Raw genomic sequence first — 16,558 nt, 5'->3', positions numbered from 1 at the left:
TATGTATTTTAACTTTCCGCTTGTTCTTTCATTCTGTATTGAAGTGCTATCCAGCTTATTTGGGGTTGTTTTTGCATTCAGTCTAATCTTATATGGACTACAAAAACTCAACAAACACCTCCTAGTCACACAATTTGGATTTAGAAGCCTCTATCCCACAGCTGTTATCGGCACCCCATTACATGAATTATCTCACGCTATTTTCGCTGTTTTCTTTCGACACGAAGTTGCACAAGTGAAACTATTTGCACCTGACATAAAGACAGGGGTTTTAGGTTACGTACAACATGGTTACAGAAATACCATTTATCAGATATGTGGTTGTTTCTTTATTGGTATTGCGCCACTATTGATGGGCGCTGCCGTTATATTTCTGGCCAATATGATTTTCTTTCCTGAGGTAAATAAACTCTTTCTAGCCATTAATGAAAAAGCCATTAGCGGTGGATTCTCAACTTTGTTGAGTTCATTTATATTCTTTGAGGCTGTTTCCATCGAGAGCTTTCAGGGTATCTTGTTCGCCCTCAGTGATGCGTCCTTCAAAGAAATTTTGTGGGTTTATCTAATAATTGCCGTGTCTGTTCACATGGGGCCGTCTACCGCAGACTTACGTAACGCATTACCGGGAGTATTGGCCCTATCAATTATTATCATATTGCTGGCCGTTATATTTCAGTCTGAAATAAGCTACAGGTTACTTTCAATTCGTGAGGCTGTCGGCATTTTCACTAAAATACTATTAATCGCTTGTTATGCGAATTTAGCTTTCATGGGATGCATTGTCTTAGCAATATGCGTTAAGAAAGCGCTCATGTTCAGAAAAGGAGAGAACGCTAGAGCGTAATTGCTTTAGCGTTGTGAAACCCTTTCAAAAGCCTCTGTATTTAACGATTTAAATACTATTCCCCAATACGCTAGATATTGCCTGCCTTTGTCATCTTCTACCTTCGTCAATGGAAGAAATAACAACGCCATAACAGACAATGCCACAATCCACAACGGAGCCACATTGCCATAGACCGCGAGATTGATAAGCAACATATAAATACCAAGCACACCAAACAGTCCAGCAACCGTTTTATTTACTTTGCTATTTAGCGCACTCTTTTTAACTCGTTTTACATTTCCAATTTTCATAAGAAATACTCCAGAAGTTCTTTTTTATCGTTTAAGCCACCGACACTATCTAATATCGTCGCGTCGTTGTTTATTTTGAAAATCATGATCCCTTCAGGCGTAGCAATATCAGCTAAATAACCTGAACTCTCTGATGTAAAAGCATCTTCGAATATGTATAAATCCATACCTGAACTTGGTAGTGTGGGTAGTACTTCATTAAGGGCTAATTTGCACTGTAGACATCCCTTCTCAACTAAAAGAAGGTAAGGATTTCGTTCAAAGCTAATTCGTTCGTTTACTCGGTTTCTCAAGCTATCAACTTCAGTAATAGCAATTCTGAGGTTCGGAGCATTACTATCTGTATGGGTGTCCAACCTGTTTTTACTTATCCTATGGACATCCTGCTGAGGCGGGAAACACACTTCTTTTACAAGGTCACAGGATTTGTATTGAACAATGACGCTAAGCTCATTCTCTTTTACATTGAAAATGTTCATACCCATGTTCAGGCCACCTCTATACCCAATCACATCTTCTCTAATAAAGCGATGTGCTTGTGCTTCAGGGTAATCGGTCGAGGCAATCCCCCCTTCAGTTATTACATGCAATCCGTCTAAATAAACAATGGTGCTTGGTTCGGAATATATTTCAATGGAGACCTTTCCTTTCTTTACACTAATAGTAGATTCAGAACTGGAAAGAGAAGCCATGGTGTTCGCGCTTATGACGCACGCAGCTATCAAACACAAAGCTTTTTTTAACATTAGTAACTCTCAAGTTGTTTTTACTACTAAGTATTATCCACTTCATTAGAAGCATCGTCGGTTATTAAGAGCCCGATTTAACTAGCTTAAAGAGGTTGCAGCATCAATATTCCAGTTAATATCTGCATGTCATCAATTTTGAAGGAAAGACTATGAAACGACTTCTTGCTACCGCTGTTCTTTCAGCCTCATTACTAAGCGCCAGCGCCGTTGCCAATACCATCATTGAGGATAAGTTTAGTAAGCTTTTCCCATTCGAAATAATGGCAATTGAAGACTCACCTGTATCTGGCGTTAAACAGATAGTTACGCCTAAGGGTATATATTACGCAACAGAAGATGGTGAGCATTTTATTCAGGGCCAAATCTATGATTTTGGCGAAGGCTTTAAAAACCATACGTCTGAACGTTTTAAGCCCATCAAGGCTAACGCTTTAGAAGTATTGGCCGACGAAATGGTTGTATACAAAGCGGCAAATGAGAAGCGCGTGATTAGCGTATTTACAGATGTGACATGTGGTTACTGCGGCAGGCTTCACCAGTCGATTCCTGAGCTTAACGAATTGGGTATTACAGTGCGTTACATCGCATACCCTCGTTCAGGAACTTCAGGTTCTGGGTATGCTGTTAACCGTGATGTTTGGTGCGCTGACGATAAGAAAGCGGCATTCGATTCCGCGTTTGCAAGACAACCAGTCCCAACGGCAGTTTGTGATAACAAAATTGATAAAATGTACAAGGCTGGCGATATGTTCAATGTGCAAGGAACACCTCTTATCGTAGCAGATAATTTAGTATCAATTCCCGGCGCATTACCACCAAAACAGATTGCAGAAAAAATTGGACTTGCCGAATAAAACCCGCACTAATATCAAACAAAAACCTAGCGACTGCTAGGTTTTTTTGTGTTCTATTTTAAGAATGCAGTTTCTAAATGGCCTGCTAATTTAATTCGCCTTAAAGCACTGTAGAGATAATCGCACTCTGCTTGTATATTAGCGTTCATGGGCTTCGCCGAATACCACTGTGTGTTTGGCGGCCATCCATGAACTTTCCTTATTTGTTTGTCGCGTGCAATAGCCCCCAACCTTCAGGTAAATCATTTACGCGCACGACATCGGCTGGTGATAGATAAAAACGCCAATCCCCCATCCCTAAGTTTGGGTTTTGGCTGAATCGCTTTTTTTTATCTGCCAAAAAATCAGAACGTGAAACTTTAACTTCGATTAGACAGCTAACACCATTTCTAAACCCTAATGCGTCAGGTCGTTCACCCGTATCCACAGCTGCTTCAAAGCGGTCATCAAATGATACTGCAAAGCCGTTATTTTGTAGAAACTTCCCAGCTCTTATGCATAAGAGGTCATGTAATTCTGAAGACACTTAGCATTCCAATATCTATTTTTCATTTACATACAATGAATAGCTTATGTTGCCATTCATGCCTTTAATGTCTTGTGGGTAGACACCGTGATACTGCCCACCAGCGACTTCAGACTTTGCATTTAGACGCTCCATCGCTAATTCTCTTGGCTTACCAAGAGCAGGATCTATATCGGCAATGCGTATATAACCACACAGTTTAAGATGCTCTCTACGGTCTTTTCGTTTAGCACCTTTGTCAAAGGAGGTGTAGGTTTGAACTGTATTCATAATATCCAGTCAGTTTAACTAATATCTTCGGTAGAGTTTATGAGGCCAACAAGCTTATGCTTGCTGGTCTCAATATCCCACAGAGTATTATGAAGAACCTTCCTCTTTCATAACCTCTCTAATCGCTTCAATCAGAGACAAGCCTTTCTTAGTATACTTTTGTATGGCTGCTACTTCTTCCGGCGCCGTAGTATAAAGTAGTTGCTCGAATCGAGGTACGATAAACCTAACTACTTCACTGGCATCTCCACCATCAATGTATATCTCTGAATACTGCTTGGGTACCGTCGCTACGGTGCTCATTAGTTCATATTGAGAGTCAGTAACATCCAGCATTTTTTCTTGCTGCATTTTCTTAACTTCTCCAGAACCCTGTTTAAGAATCATCTTCCACTTTGAGTTCGTAGACAGCGCCTCACCAACTGAAGATTGCTTCGTATCCCTATAGCTTTGAGTAATTAGTATTCCGTTAGAGTTGTACTTCCTGAAACGCCTCCAACCGGTTTCTAGGAAGTTACCTACGATTTTGTTATCGCCTTTAATCCATTCCCAACCTTCGTCAATAATAAGGCTCTTACGTCGGTTCTTATCGCCCAAATACATCGAAAACTGGATGTTAGAGAATACTTGTAAAAGTACAATCTTCTGTAAGTGAGGTTTAGATTTAAGTTCTTCAAGCTCTACAAGTACAAAGTTACTGTTGAAGTTAACAGGCTTTTTGTCTTTTCTAAAATAACGGTAATTGGTACCACCGGGGCAGAACTCTTTAAGTTGGTGACCCATGTCGCGAACACGGCGGTCTTCATCTGCAAGACATAATTTGGCCACATCATCAATATGCGCTTCTCGTGCTTTCTCATTCCAAACTTGGTTAATGATGCTTCTCAAGCGAGATGTTTGGAAAGCGTCTGGTTCTCCCACCTCAAACGCCATTAGCGCGTGTATTTGGAAGACCATCTCGGCCATACCCTCTTCACCTTCCCATTCATCTACCATGGGCCATGGGTTAAGCGAGTAATCAAAATCATTATTAAATTGAAGATTCTGGCCTTTATAAAGGTCGCACAGCTTCGCATATGAACCACCAACGTCTATGATATAAACAATGCCGCCATCTAGAGGGTGACGCGATTTGTCTTCCATCCCTTCTTTGGTTAATAAGCCATTAACAGTAGTTTTTCCGCTCGTAAGAAGGTTCGCCACGTATCCATTTGTCCAGAATGACTTACCAGCACCTGATGTAGCGCAAACCAGCATGTTATAGTTGGTATCAGAAATAAAAGGGTTAAACCCGAAAAGTTGTCCTGTCCTCGTTATGTAGGGCATCATGGGATTGTAGAACGCATTCCCACGCCATGACGCATATATCGGCATAAAGAAACCGGCCACACTCGATGTGTCTTTATTCATGCGATCAAGGAATTTATTACGTGCTGTATTTGCCACCAATGGCATACAGTTCATAATCAACGGCAATGCTATACCTTGGTCCTGCTCAACACTAAACCCACGAGACTTTAGGTAATTCATAAAGTCTTCGGCTTTCCCCTCTACATCTTCATCTTTATCGGTGAAGGTTAGAAAATGAAGGCTCCATTCAATGAGTTTTTCCTTATCTACTTCAATCTTCTGGTAAAGCTTATCGAAGTCATCAGCTTGAAGTTTGATACGCTCATTAAGTTTGGCCAAACCAACATTTACTTGATGTTTCAAAGCTCCGCGTGAATTGGAGAATCGGCGCATAGCCTTTTTTCTATCTGGAAATTCGACATTCAGAACGTGAGCATAGTTATCAAAGTAACCCTCAATCCCTTTTTCCCAGTCACCTGTAAGGTTTATCATTCGGCCAAAGAACATGTAGTTTGGTGGGGCACTTACTGAGAATGGTGTTATTACTTTGTCTTTGACAGAAATTGTGCCACCTTCATCATCTACACGAATGCCGTTACCAATATCAAATATTTGCTCCCTCATAGTGCGAGATGCATCAACATTCGCCCTCCCCTTTCTCCAAGGAGCACGATCTGACCAATTAAATATTGATTGCAATTTATACAGAAGGCCCTCTTCATCCAATATTCTTGGCATTAGCTTTGCTGAGGTCAATGCACCATCCATGATGTTCATAAACTTCCTGAACTGGTACATTTCTCGGGCTGAAACAAAGTCCTCTTTTCTTTTTTTCTTGCTTACAGGCATTTTAAAGCTGATATAAAGATCGTAGTTACGCATCTTCATGCCAGACTTGTTTAGTGGTTTTTTTACGCCTTCATCTAACCAATCTACTACCCCTCTACTGATGCCGCTGTAGAGGTTATTTAGCTCGCTGTCATCAACACGTCCACCACGCATTACTTGATAAGAATGTTTGAAATCGGCGATGTTTTGAGATGCAAATAGCATGAATGACATGCAGACCCCTTCTGGGTAGTCTTTGTTCAAAAGACTATTTACAACATCTTCGATTTCTTTTGCGGTTCCGTTTATTGGGCGACAGTCCCAAACAGCCCCAATATAGCCGTCGTCCAACACAAAGATCTTGTCCTCTTCCATATAATCAATGTAAGGGAAGAGGTCACCGGGACAGTGCTTTCGCGTTAGTTTTTCCGCGAGCTTCGCAGATGATTGGAAGATACCCATAGCTACTCCTTATTTACCCGAGACGCTTTCAGCTTTCTTATCAACAGCACGTCTTACTTCTAGAGGGGTAATAATCTTAGGATTTGAGACTTGTTGTCTGCCAGTAATCCATTTACGACCTTCGATTTCAACGTAGATTTTACCGGGGTCATGCAATCGGCCTGACTGATCTTCCCATTTCGCGAATTGCATGCGCAGCATTTTTGCAGGTGTACGATAGACTGACTGCTCATCTATAAGCATTTCTTTTAATTTAATGTCTTTAGCATTTTTAAGCCCGTCATTACTAACAACTTCGTTTGTATTCACCTGAGGCTTTGGATCAACCTTTAAAAACTTACTGTCTTTACTATCACTGGCCCCGAACCCAAAAAACTCAGAAAGCGTGGGTTTTTCTTCAGATGCCTGATATGGCGCAGACTGTTTTCCGGTTGCCCTTTCTCGTAGTGCTTGCAGCTCTTCTGGCGACATATTCTCTAAATGTTCTCTATGATTCGTCATCAGATAAACATCTTTTGCACTAACACATGTCGCACCTGTTGGTACTAAACCACATGACTCCTTTTCACCAATGGACATACCTGCACAGCCACCTAATAGAGAAATGGCAATAAGACACAAGCTTGTCTTTAATGTTCTATTCACGGCCTTCTCCTAAAAATGCTTCTAAATCTGCCGGTACTCCTTGTTGGATTCTGCCAACTGAGTTAATAACCACCGGTAGTCGTTGAACATCTAACAACGTTGCTAATTGAATATTCTTAAGCAGTCGGGTTTCATCACAATCATTGTCGTAAACTAGCTCGATGTCGTCGTTGCCTTTGAGTTTTTCAACCGCATCTTCGTCGCTTGTTGCGCAATACAATTCTGTAATTGTTTCAACTGATTTCTCACCGCCTACTAAGTTTGTAAGCACATACGCGACCCGCGAATCAGGTAGGGCATCTTCAATGTCGTTGTATATCGATTTACATGCTGAACAATTAGGGTCAGTTATCACAATTGCATCAACCTGACCATTTTGCTTGGTATGGACGGCACCAAGAAGCTCTGGAGGGAAGCCAATTTCTTCTAACCGCACAGTATGGCTGTTAAGCGCATCAGCTTTATTCTCGATGTACTTTTTCTGCCATGTGTCATAGACCTTTCCGGTAAAAACGAAACGGCCAGATTGTGAAAAGATATAGGTCGATTCACCATCCTCTGCAAAGAACAACTTATTTGCAGGAAGCGGCACTACTTTATTCAACGTTTGTTCTATGTCCTCAGGAGATGTAGGGGCAGCTACTTGATTAGCATAAGCCGAACAAGATATGGAAAATGCAGCAATTGTCGTTAATACAAATCTTTTCATGAAAAAATCCTGTTTTATATTTATCTCCATTCTATTCTGCTTCTTTCGTTTAACCTGTCGTTAAGATATCAATTTTGACTCCTTATCAATCGCCAATAAAAAAACCCCGCACAAGCGGGGCTTTCAAATCACATTACAAGTCGTTTTATTGCTTTGGGTCGGGCTCGCTTACACCCTCTTGTAACTTAATCCGAAACTGACCATGTAGCTCTTCCAACCCCAAGTCACTTTCATTTACTGAAGAGGTTTCTGCACGTATGACTGATACATCTCTTACTTCCAATTGAGCAATGCTTTCAGACAGTCTTTTTACGACTTCTACACGCTTCATTTCAAGATTAGAAGCACGTAGTTCAATGTCTTCTGCCGAAAACTGCTGTGCGTTAGATAGCAACGGCATAGCTATCATCAAAGCACCGATACTAAAGACTGACTTTTTTAGCATGACAACTCCTAACTTGTTACTGATGAGTTGGGTAGGTTTAGGTTTACACTAATTGAAGGAAAACCAAGTGTTTCAAAAAACGACTTTTTACGCTGTTCGTAAATTCGTGATTCGGTTACATCTAGTTCGCTCATAAAGTTTTCTTTAAAGAAATAGAAGCTTTCTACGTGGTCTATCAAACCTGCTTGCTTTGCTTTTGAAGCACTGTAAAACATCCCCTGAAAAATATTAGGGTAAGAGTCCTCATCGATACCTATCCGTGCAGCTTTAACATCACTGACGAAGCTCTCATATAAAGGGTTCATGGCATTTTTACTCACAAGTTCAATGCTCTCTTTACTCATAGTGTTATCACTCCATGAGTCTAGAATTGTTTTGTGGATACCCGCTGAAAGCGTTTTTTTTCCGATACCATATCGATCTTTAACTTCAGAGAAATCCCATAGGTCCATTCTTACGCCAATGGACCCTACAACAGACGAACGATGTGCTGTAATACTGTCTGCGGCAGACGCAATATAGTAGCAGGCTGACATACATCCTTCCTGTACTATTGCTTTTATTGGTTTACCTTTGCCTCTTAAAGACATTATATATTCATAGACCATTTCAGCTTGAACTGGAGAGCCACCACCAGAATTTAGATCTAGCAATATGCCTTTTGCAGTAGGTGAGTTGTAAGCTTCCTTTATCGCTTTAATAACATCAACGCCCTGAACGCCATTTTCGCCACCAATGGGACCATGCACCTTGACGACAGCAACATGTGGAACGGTCAAACTCGGCGGCCTTTTAGAAAACCCTAGCTGAACCACAAGTGAAATTAGCACAAGAAGCATAACTACCGTCTTAGCAATCATCTGGCGCTTGTACAATTTAACAAGTGTTTCAATCGATTCAGACTCTTTGGGTCTTGAACCGTAACCTGTTAACTTATGAACAATATCTGATACTTTCATTTAACGAACTCCGCGATCATCTGATTGTGGAATTGAACCATGTCTTCACCGCTCTTTTTGATATAAGACATCATTTCATTCCTACAATAAGCTTCACTAGGAAGCGATGCGGCCACACTATATAAATCTTGGACAGACTTTGTAGCATCAGACATATACTGTTTACCTAAGTTAAGAAACGTACTTCGCTCTTTCTGATCGTTACTTAACTTTAGTTCGTCATACTTAGTTACCCATGCTCCATAAGCGAAACCAGCAGATACTTGAAATTCGTTAAACGCAGAAGTATAGGGCCCTTTTCTCAATAGTTGCTCAAGCTCAGCTGGTTCACACTTCGCATAGCACACACTTGGTAGTGTTAAACTTGCCAAAGCAGCCATGGTTAAAATCTTATTCATTGAAACATCTCCCCTTGTACATAATCAAATCGTACACCCGTTTAATTCAATGCAAGGCTTGCTAAGGCGCCTTTTTCTGTATCTTAATCATCAACAGCTTCTTTATTACAAAATTAGATTTATCTTGTGTGATATGAACCTGCGGTATCATGTATTTCAGGAATATCTAAGGAGGATTCTATGCATAACAATTTAGAGCAGGGCTATCAACGTAATAGACCTCCTCAACATCAACAACAGAACACTGGCTACAATGCTTACTTGTCAGCTATGGGTTACCGTGAGAATTATTCATTGAAATGTCACGGTAAAGATTTTGCTATCGAAATTAAGCCAGATGCAACAAAATCAAACTGGCACACCGTTCGTATTGAAGCGGCCAAACGCATAAACGGGCAGCAGACGTATGACTGGTCTAACAAAATAAGTCTACAGTTGACAAATGTCGAACTTCCGGAAGCTACAGCGTTTTTCTTAACATTAACGCCTTCTGTATTGTGTAATTACCATGGCTCTCAAAATAACAAGGGATTCGAAGGTCGTTTCCAAAACGACAGTGTATTTGCGTCTCTAAACGAGTCGGGGAAACCTAAGATGGGCGTAAAAATGTCTTTCGCAGACAGCATGATGTTTGGACACCTATGTCTATCGCAGTATTGTTTTAACTTCCCTAACTTAACTACTGAAGCTGCTTATAGTTCTTTCAAAATCTTGGCGAAAAGAATAAGCAGCTCAAAGGGTTAAGGGGCTTGCGGCATCTTACCTAATGGTACTCTGAATGTGTTGATTGATTACACGAAATGAGGTTTAAGATGCACGCCAGTCACCAATTTATAAATGATTACTTTGAACATAAAGAACTTGTTGGTTCTTTTGAAATTGATACAAGCGAAAGCTTATTTGAATCATGCAAAGTAACGGCAGAATATGTGGCCTTGCAGATAAAATATTATGGCGCTCGACTAGCAAAATCTTCGTTTGACGCAAAGCTTGCCTATGATGAGAGCGGCAATCCTTTATTTGTGACGGAGAATAATGAGTTGGTGGATGGTATCTGGATTGGTATTCCTAATGAGGTTTACCACAGCTTGCCTACGTTATCTTCTTCAATGGTTAAGAAATACCGTGCTTGCCCTAAACTTTATAAACGCACATACATCGATGATATTCAGCGTAATCGCCTGAAAGCAGCCGAGCACACACTTAATGCTGGTACTTATGCCCATGAAATCGTACTTGAGCCAGAGGGCTTTATGGATAGGCATTATCGCGGGTTGGTGAAAGCAGAACACCCTAATGCCTTAGTTACTCTTGATGATTTAAAGTCACACGCTAAAGAGTTGGGGATCACAAGTGGTCTAAGTAAAAAAGATTCTGTGATAAAGCAAATTTTGGAGGTGGCACCTTTAACTCCAATTTTTGATGTTATGGATGCTAAAAACGACGAGTTGAATAAAGGTAAAAACAAAATTGACGGCATTGTTTATGATGATGCTATTCGTTGCGCGAAAACAATCCTAAGCCACGGTGACGCAGGTCCGTTACTTAACCCCGACGAGGGCTTGCCTGAGGTAAGCATCATTTACACATGCCCTATCACGGGCTTGAAAAAACGCTCTCGCTTTGACTTTTTACGTTTTGACAATCGAGCAGTTGACGTCAAAACAACAAAAAGTTGCGAAGTAAACTCATTTTCAAAAGATGCCGTGAATATGGGTTACGGCATACAGGAGATGTTCTACCGTGAAAGCTATTTTGTTGCGACAGGAAATGATTTAGACGACTTTATTTTTGTCGCTTCTGAATACGCCACAATGGACGATTGCGAAACCTTTTTCATTGACGATGAAGATTTCGACAAGCTTTTCAGTATTTATGAAGAAACCATGACCAATCTGCATATTTCTATGAAAGACAACGTTTGGCATGGACACTCTGTAACAGACAAGAGAAAAAAAATCAGAAAACCGAAGTTTTGTGAGTGGTAAATATGAGAAGTATTTACAAGAAATTCCTCACTTCAAATAACCTTGTCGTGGATGCTCTCAGCATTCGCGACTCAATCAACAAATCTCAATGTGAAACTCTTAAAAAGATGCGGTTTCTCGTTCTAGCGGTGAGCGATGCTGCGCACCGCGAATATGGGGGTGAATCAGTGTCTTCAGTATACTCAGTTAGAATAAAAGAAGCAGATCAAAAAAGTGATTATTTTGTCGCAGCAGTTTTAAGCTGGCCTCAACTTATCCAATTAAGCTACAGCCGAGGTTTTTGCTATTTAAATGAAAACACGCGGCTGATGAAAGCTGACGGTTACCAATACAGTGAAGCGGCCTACATTGACCAAAAACAACTCCACCGATTAATTTTGACGGTTGAAGCAGTGACGGAAAATGGCATTGAATGGTATTCACTTTTTGGCAATCGAATTGTTGAAGCATCTGAGCGTTCAAATCTTACATTTAAATTGCCATGGCTTGCTCAAAGAAATAGTAATAAATTGTCACCAGTAGACACGGCTTCTCTTGCTATTACAGATGTTATCATGGCCAGTGACGGTGAGGTATCTTTCCAACTCGGTGAGAAAATTCTAGAATGCTCGTGCCCCGATTATGTGTTCAATCATAATCGAAGGATCATTGCTTGTAATAAAGGGTTAATTCTTCGCTCTAAAAATCACACCCTTGAATAGGTTTATGATATATTAATAAAGCTCCTACCTCTTTGGAGGTAAATATGTCCTCCTACAGCACACATTGCGGCCTACCGCATCAGACAGTCGCGGAGTATTTGTCAGATGCACCTTCTCCAATAAAAACACTTTTTGACCCCCTTAACTGCAAAGCATCTTCTTCAAATTGCATAAAATACTTCCTACTAGAGGAGTTTGATTATGAGTTGTACAAGCTTTGATGAACTTGTTGGTATCTTTAAATCCATCACCAACAACAAGAAATGTGACGTAAGTTCAATTTACTGCACAGAAGAAAAGCTAATAGTTTTATCTGAAAAAATATGTCAACAGTACGGGGCTTCGTCACTGGAGTTTGAGTTTTCTGAAAGCCTTTTGAGTTTAGTCGGGATGGCTAAAATGGCCCCCCCTGACTATAAACTTTCATACTGGCTTGAATATGCAGTTCCAAATGTAGAGCTTTCATTAAAGCAAAAGCTAAATGTTATTGTTGAGGGGTTCTTCAGTTTTGCAATTTAACGACAGTAAAAAGTATGGTTTTGAGTTATCAAGCCCCAGCGGCACGACAATTGAATTAAAGGAGATGGACGTCTCCATAAAGATATTGAAAAGCGGCACAAGCCGCGTTTCGATAGGCGTGGATGCGCCAGAACATATTAAAATAAATAGGTCAAAAAATGCTAAAAATGAACTGTAAAATTGGAGATATTATTAGTATTTCAGATGACTTTTTTTTGGAAGTAATCGATACCAACAAAAATCATGTCACACTGCGTTTAAATGGCGTGGACCGTGTTGATTTGACTATCACGCTTCCTAATTTAAATACAAATCAGAGCTCTTTAGATCAATGTCAATTGGTCGCGTAGTCATAACACTAGTGACTACGCCCAATTGTTCTGACAGCATCTTGTATACTGTATCTGTGGTTCTTAATGGATGCCGGTAGTTTACTAATCATTTCCAAACCACCGCAAGACTCACATGCATGTTTATGCTCTTGTATAAAATCACATTTAACGCATTGATAAATTCTCGTTCCATTTTTTATCCACATTTTTTTGGCCATTTCCATCTGACTTAAATGCTGAATAACTTTACCGATGTACTCGGGAGACTCACCAGTCACAAACTGTTCGGAATCAAAGTGATTAGAGGCTTGAATGGAAATCACCCACTCTCGCCTATCTAGTCTTAATACAGTTTCATTTTCTGTCAATTTTACACCGGGCAATACTTTCAAAGTTTGTTTGATACAACCAAGAATTTGCTTAAGGTTATTTTCAATTTCCTTTATTTCATCATCGGTAGCATCAACGTTTTGAATGAAGTCTATCAACCCTTCTATGCGATAAACTGGCAAAGCGCTTTTAAGCGCCTCAAGTTCCATCGTACTCCAGTTAATTGTCTGAGCGTGATACTGAAGAAACACTTTAGCTTCACTAGGCAAGCGCAGAACGTTGAGCATACGATGTGCAACCTTTTTCATTTCGATGGTTTGATCGTATATACCTTGGATGATTATGATTGCAGCGCTGAGAATTTGCCTTTGACTTTCGCTTTCTTCTAAGTTTAAGGCTTCGAGCAAAGTTCCAATATCAATATTAAACTGCTGCTTGATAACATCGGGGAGAACGTGGGGGTCTCGCATTGAGAACTCAATTGTTGAAGCGCACAAAACATCTTCACTTTCGATTTGATATTCTTCCGCATTTCCGACATCACGAACAACTAACTCTACCCATTCGTTATAACTTTCTGCTATGTATGGGCAGTAGATCCACTTTCTAACACCCTCTAACGCGATTGCATCGATAATGTCATCTTCATCGTCATCAGCTTGAATATCAAGCATCTCTTTATCTATCCAAAATAGACTTACTTCTTCTTTTTCTGCCAGAAGCTTGAGATTGTTTTTGGATTTTTCAAAATTATCAGAGATAATAAGGTCATAATCCCCGTCGATTGTTTTTATTGTTATAGCGTTAGGGATAACATTGCTATCTTTGACATCAACTACCTGCGTAACCTTCTCTTCTATGTAAAAGTCACGCGGCACTGTTTCGCCATTAGGAGCTGTTAATACAATTAATTTCCTGAACAAAGGAAGTTTCAGAAATCCCTTCTGAACAATGTACTTTTTATATCTTTTATTTTTAACCATCTCTTTTTAACAATAACCTAGAGGCCTTGCTTAAACGACCATTGAAGGAATGTACTTCGCCTTCATCCATAAAAGCGTCACTATTTATTGCTATCTCCACACTTGCTTGATATTTAACACATACAGCATTTACTATGTCCAATGACTTATCTGTACACGGTTTAATGATATAAACTAGATTGCTAAGAACAACGTCAGGCTTAATGGAGCCGTTCTGGTTTATTCTTCCATGCTGTAAAATTTCTAGCTCATTCTTGGTATCAACTTCATTGCCGCCAAAGGTTGAGAAGTGTACAGAGAATCTATTTCTTTCAGTTTCTAGAATTTTTTCGATTATTTGTTTTTTTAAATTCTTTTTTTCGTTGAATGTGACGACGACTTCTCTATCGACGTTCTTGCTTTTTTCAAAAACTACATCAGCAGATAAAGATGTTGATGTGAGCGCTAACGACACTGCTAAAATTGTATGTTTCATAAGCTACGTCCAACGAAGAAATGATTTCAAAATCCAGATATCAGTGTGTCTATCGTACACACTCTCAAATAGTTTTATCACTATAAATTTTCAAATCTCGTCCATTAAGGACATCTTTTAGCGCCGTTAATTTAGTAATACGCTATTTATATTTCAATCATGTCTACAGTAGCAATATGTTGTAACAATCTACCACAACAATCCTGTAACAATACATACACACCTTTTATTATATGCTCTTAGTGGCATTTTTTAACAGTCAATATTTCTAAAATAGCTTTCTTATCTAGCAATGCTTTCTTCTATGGACGCTTCTCAACTACCTTTTCTTCTATCAATGACTTTTTTTGTCAGTTAAGGGACTAAAAACGCTCCCTTATTAAACTACTCATTTCGTTGCTCGGTGTATCATTTTTAGACTTCGAATGCCTTTTGAATGTGGCGAAAGGAAAATCTTAAAAAACCGCGCAGCATGATTTGAAGGGTTGTTCTGAATACGGTGCCTTTCGAAGATTTGTATTGGATTTCCGATAAAGAACTTCCTTTATTTTTGCGTGTCACGATTCAAAACAGATTCAATGGTACATGTTGGTAAAGTTTTTCAGGAATCAGAAATATTATGAAATCGTTCGCTTTTTCTTCAGAAGCAGTTCTTAGGAATGGTTCACATATAGATGAATGGACTAATAAATTAGTTATTTTTCGCCGCGACCGTCTCAGCTCTGAGTTGATTGAAGAGTACGGCACTATGGCTGTCGACACTGTTTACAAAGTCGAAGGTGCTAAACCCGGCAGCAATAACCAACAATTGACAATCTGCTCCCCTTTTTTCCCTCTATCGTTCTCTGTAGCAGTTGAAGATATTGAGATCGCCACCAGCGAAGAACTTGATTATGACAGCATGATTAAACCTTTTGAGCACTTTTTGGGATTAGATGGCTCTTTACTAGTACCAGAAGCTAATCAGTAGACATTATCAATTGTCTAGCTGTTTTTTATCTCGGAGTAGCTATGTCTGAAAATGAAATTATCAAACACAGATAAGACTACCCTTTCGCTATCCATACCTGCGGTATGCTGTAGTGAAATTTTTTCTATAAAGCACTGAGTGATTCGTGCCCTTATTTATTTTTCACGAGTCAAAAGCCGGATAGGGACTGTTTTACTTGAACAAGTACCTGTTCACTTTACTGAATACTTAATATCAAATTTTTGAACTTTTTGAGGATGGTTTATCAAATGTTGCACTCCATACTGTTTAGCAACATTAAGAGCCTTTAAAATATATGAGCAATGCTTCTATTTCATTAAATAACAGATTCATTTCATTCGTCGACTCAAAGGCCGAAACAGCTTTGCGAGAATTTACTATGACGAATATTGAACGTTCGTTTGTCGATGACAATAAGCTTTTCTGGTCACATGTGTCAGAACAACTGAAGTCTCGCACCCGTAGGTTGAATAGAATTAGTCACAATTATTTGAGCAAAGATACTGAAATGTCTTTAATGGTCCTCGATAGAGCTATAGAGGTTGCTCGTGAGCGCAGTATCACCGGCTTTGGCCTTTATCAAGTAAAAAACAAGAATATGCAGCCAATAAAACGGTTTTATGAGTCGCTACTTAAAATGTCTTCAAACATATCTAACAACAAGGCTAAGATGAATGTTATCGATTCATGTATGATTATCTTATGCAAAATGGTCTACCCGCATATTGATGCTAATCTAACAGACACTCATACTTTAATACGCAATGCCGTTGCTGATATAAACTGTGCTGACTCAATGTCCCATGAGGAAAAACGAAACTGGCTCATCTGTACGCAGCGTCTTAATAAAAAGCTAGAAAAAACATCTGGTAACCTGCTTAATCCACCGGCACTTCGGCTCGTGTAG

The 16,558-nt window shown here is 39.7% G+C and carries 21 protein-coding genes; 9 read left to right on the top strand and 12 right to left on the bottom strand.

The features are described from left to right. Position 1 precedes the first annotated feature (1 nt). Positions 2–844: a hypothetical protein gene (locus ACHUFN_RS12000; protein ID WP_394222634.1), complete on the top strand. Its 843-nt coding sequence runs from the start codon at positions 2–4 to the stop codon at positions 842–844. 5 nt (positions 845–849) lie between these two features. Here the strand turns inward: ACHUFN_RS12000 and ACHUFN_RS11995 are convergent, their stop codons facing one another. Both ACHUFN_RS11995 and ACHUFN_RS11990 read right to left on the bottom strand, forming a co-directional pair. Then, positions 850–1,137, bottom strand: coding sequence for a hypothetical protein (locus ACHUFN_RS11995; RefSeq protein ID WP_394222633.1), 288 nt, complete (start codon positions 1,135–1,137; stop codon positions 850–852). Continuing rightward, positions 1,134–1,883, bottom strand: coding sequence for a hypothetical protein (locus ACHUFN_RS11990; RefSeq protein ID WP_394222632.1), 750 nt, complete (start codon positions 1,881–1,883; stop codon positions 1,134–1,136). Before ACHUFN_RS11990 ends, ACHUFN_RS11995 begins: the two co-directional genes overlap by 4 nt. A gap of 152 nt (positions 1,884–2,035) precedes the next feature. On the opposite strand from ACHUFN_RS11990, the gene ACHUFN_RS11985 reads away from it, so the two are divergent. Next, a complete protein-coding gene (locus ACHUFN_RS11985) occupies positions 2,036–2,740 on the top strand; it encodes a thioredoxin fold domain-containing protein (RefSeq protein ID WP_394222631.1) in 705 nt (234 codons plus the stop codon). A 199-nt stretch (positions 2,741–2,939) separates the two neighbouring features. Here ACHUFN_RS11985 and ACHUFN_RS11980 read toward each other — a convergent pair whose 3' ends face one another. The 8 genes from ACHUFN_RS11980 to ACHUFN_RS11945 all read right to left on the bottom strand — a co-directional run bounded on the left by ACHUFN_RS11980 (position 2,940) and on the right by ACHUFN_RS11945 (position 9,332). Then, positions 2,940–3,266: a hypothetical protein gene (locus ACHUFN_RS11980; protein ID WP_394222630.1), complete on the bottom strand. Its 327-nt coding sequence runs from the start codon at positions 3,264–3,266 to the stop codon at positions 2,940–2,942. Positions 3,267–3,281: 15 nt separating this feature from the next. Continuing rightward, positions 3,282–3,536: a hypothetical protein gene (locus ACHUFN_RS11975; RefSeq protein WP_394222629.1), complete on the bottom strand. Its 255-nt coding sequence runs from the start codon at positions 3,534–3,536 to the stop codon at positions 3,282–3,284. A gap of 87 nt (positions 3,537–3,623) precedes the next feature. Then, positions 3,624–6,176, bottom strand: coding sequence for a TraC family protein (locus ACHUFN_RS11970; protein ID WP_394222628.1), 2,553 nt, complete (start codon positions 6,174–6,176; stop codon positions 3,624–3,626). Between the two features lie 9 nt (positions 6,177–6,185). Further along, entirely contained in the window at positions 6,186–6,821 is a 636-nt protein-coding gene (locus ACHUFN_RS11965; protein ID WP_394222627.1) for a TraV family lipoprotein, read from the bottom strand. Beyond that, entirely contained in the window at positions 6,814–7,530 is a 717-nt protein-coding gene (locus ACHUFN_RS11960) for a thioredoxin domain-containing protein (RefSeq protein WP_394222626.1), read from the bottom strand. Before ACHUFN_RS11960 ends, ACHUFN_RS11965 begins: the two co-directional genes overlap by 8 nt. 145 nt (positions 7,531–7,675) lie before the next feature. Next, positions 7,676–7,975 carry a hypothetical protein gene (locus tag ACHUFN_RS11955; protein ID WP_394222625.1) on the bottom strand — a complete coding sequence of 100 codons (300 nt, stop codon included), beginning with the start codon at positions 7,973–7,975 and terminating at the stop codon, positions 7,676–7,678. An 8-nt stretch (positions 7,976–7,983) separates the two neighbouring features. After that, complete coding sequence (locus ACHUFN_RS11950; protein WP_394222623.1) at positions 7,984–8,934, bottom strand: S49 family peptidase; 951 nt, start codon at positions 8,932–8,934, stop codon at positions 7,984–7,986. After that, complete coding sequence (locus ACHUFN_RS11945; RefSeq protein ID WP_394222622.1) at positions 8,931–9,332, bottom strand: hypothetical protein; 402 nt, start codon at positions 9,330–9,332, stop codon at positions 8,931–8,933. Before ACHUFN_RS11945 ends, ACHUFN_RS11950 begins: the two co-directional genes overlap by 4 nt. A gap of 180 nt (positions 9,333–9,512) precedes the next feature. Between ACHUFN_RS11945 and ACHUFN_RS11940 the strand changes: the two genes are divergently transcribed. The 5 genes from ACHUFN_RS11940 (at position 9,513) to ACHUFN_RS11920 (ending at position 12,718) form a co-directional block, all read left to right on the top strand. Next, positions 9,513–10,076, top strand: a complete 564-nt coding sequence (locus tag ACHUFN_RS11940) for a hypothetical protein (RefSeq protein WP_394222621.1) — start codon at positions 9,513–9,515, stop codon at positions 10,074–10,076. A 68-nt stretch (positions 10,077–10,144) separates the two neighbouring features. Beyond that, positions 10,145–11,320: a PD-(D/E)XK nuclease-like domain-containing protein gene (locus ACHUFN_RS11935; RefSeq protein WP_394222620.1), complete on the top strand. Its 1,176-nt coding sequence runs from the start codon at positions 10,145–10,147 to the stop codon at positions 11,318–11,320. Positions 11,321–11,322: 2 nt separating this feature from the next. Continuing rightward, on the top strand, positions 11,323–12,021 hold the full coding sequence (locus tag ACHUFN_RS11930) for a hypothetical protein (protein ID WP_394222619.1): 699 nt from the start codon (positions 11,323–11,325) through the stop codon (positions 12,019–12,021). Between the two features lie 201 nt (positions 12,022–12,222). Further along, a complete protein-coding gene (locus ACHUFN_RS11925) occupies positions 12,223–12,540 on the top strand; it encodes a hypothetical protein (RefSeq protein ID WP_394222617.1) in 318 nt (105 codons plus the stop codon). Next, on the top strand, positions 12,530–12,718 hold the full coding sequence (locus ACHUFN_RS11920) for a carbon storage regulator (RefSeq protein ID WP_394222615.1): 189 nt from the start codon (positions 12,530–12,532) through the stop codon (positions 12,716–12,718). The genes ACHUFN_RS11925 and ACHUFN_RS11920 overlap by 11 nt, the downstream gene beginning before the upstream one ends. Positions 12,719–12,898: 180 nt before the next feature. On the opposite strand, the gene ACHUFN_RS11915 is transcribed toward ACHUFN_RS11920, so the two are convergent. Together ACHUFN_RS11915 and ACHUFN_RS11910 are read right to left on the bottom strand one after the other, a co-directional pair. Continuing rightward, positions 12,899–14,185, bottom strand: a complete 1,287-nt coding sequence (locus ACHUFN_RS11915; protein ID WP_394222614.1) for a hypothetical protein — start codon at positions 14,183–14,185, stop codon at positions 12,899–12,901. Further along, a complete protein-coding gene (locus ACHUFN_RS11910; protein ID WP_394222613.1) occupies positions 14,178–14,660 on the bottom strand; it encodes a hypothetical protein in 483 nt (160 codons plus the stop codon). Before ACHUFN_RS11910 ends, ACHUFN_RS11915 begins: the two co-directional genes overlap by 8 nt. A 619-nt stretch (positions 14,661–15,279) precedes the next feature. Between ACHUFN_RS11910 and ACHUFN_RS11905 the strand changes: the two genes are divergently transcribed. Together ACHUFN_RS11905 and ACHUFN_RS11900 are read left to right on the top strand one after the other, a co-directional pair. Next, positions 15,280–15,630, top strand: coding sequence for a hypothetical protein (locus tag ACHUFN_RS11905; RefSeq protein WP_394222611.1), 351 nt, complete (start codon positions 15,280–15,282; stop codon positions 15,628–15,630). Positions 15,631–16,030: 400 nt separating this feature from the next. Then, positions 16,031–16,558, top strand: coding sequence for a hypothetical protein (locus ACHUFN_RS11900; RefSeq protein ID WP_394222610.1), 528 nt, complete (start codon positions 16,031–16,033; stop codon positions 16,556–16,558).

The organism is Alteromonas gracilis (assembly GCF_043642145.1).
Taxonomy (GTDB): domain Bacteria; phylum Pseudomonadota; class Gammaproteobacteria; order Enterobacterales; family Alteromonadaceae; genus Alteromonas; species Alteromonas gracilis_B.
This window is presented reverse-complemented; position numbering and strand designations above follow the sequence as displayed.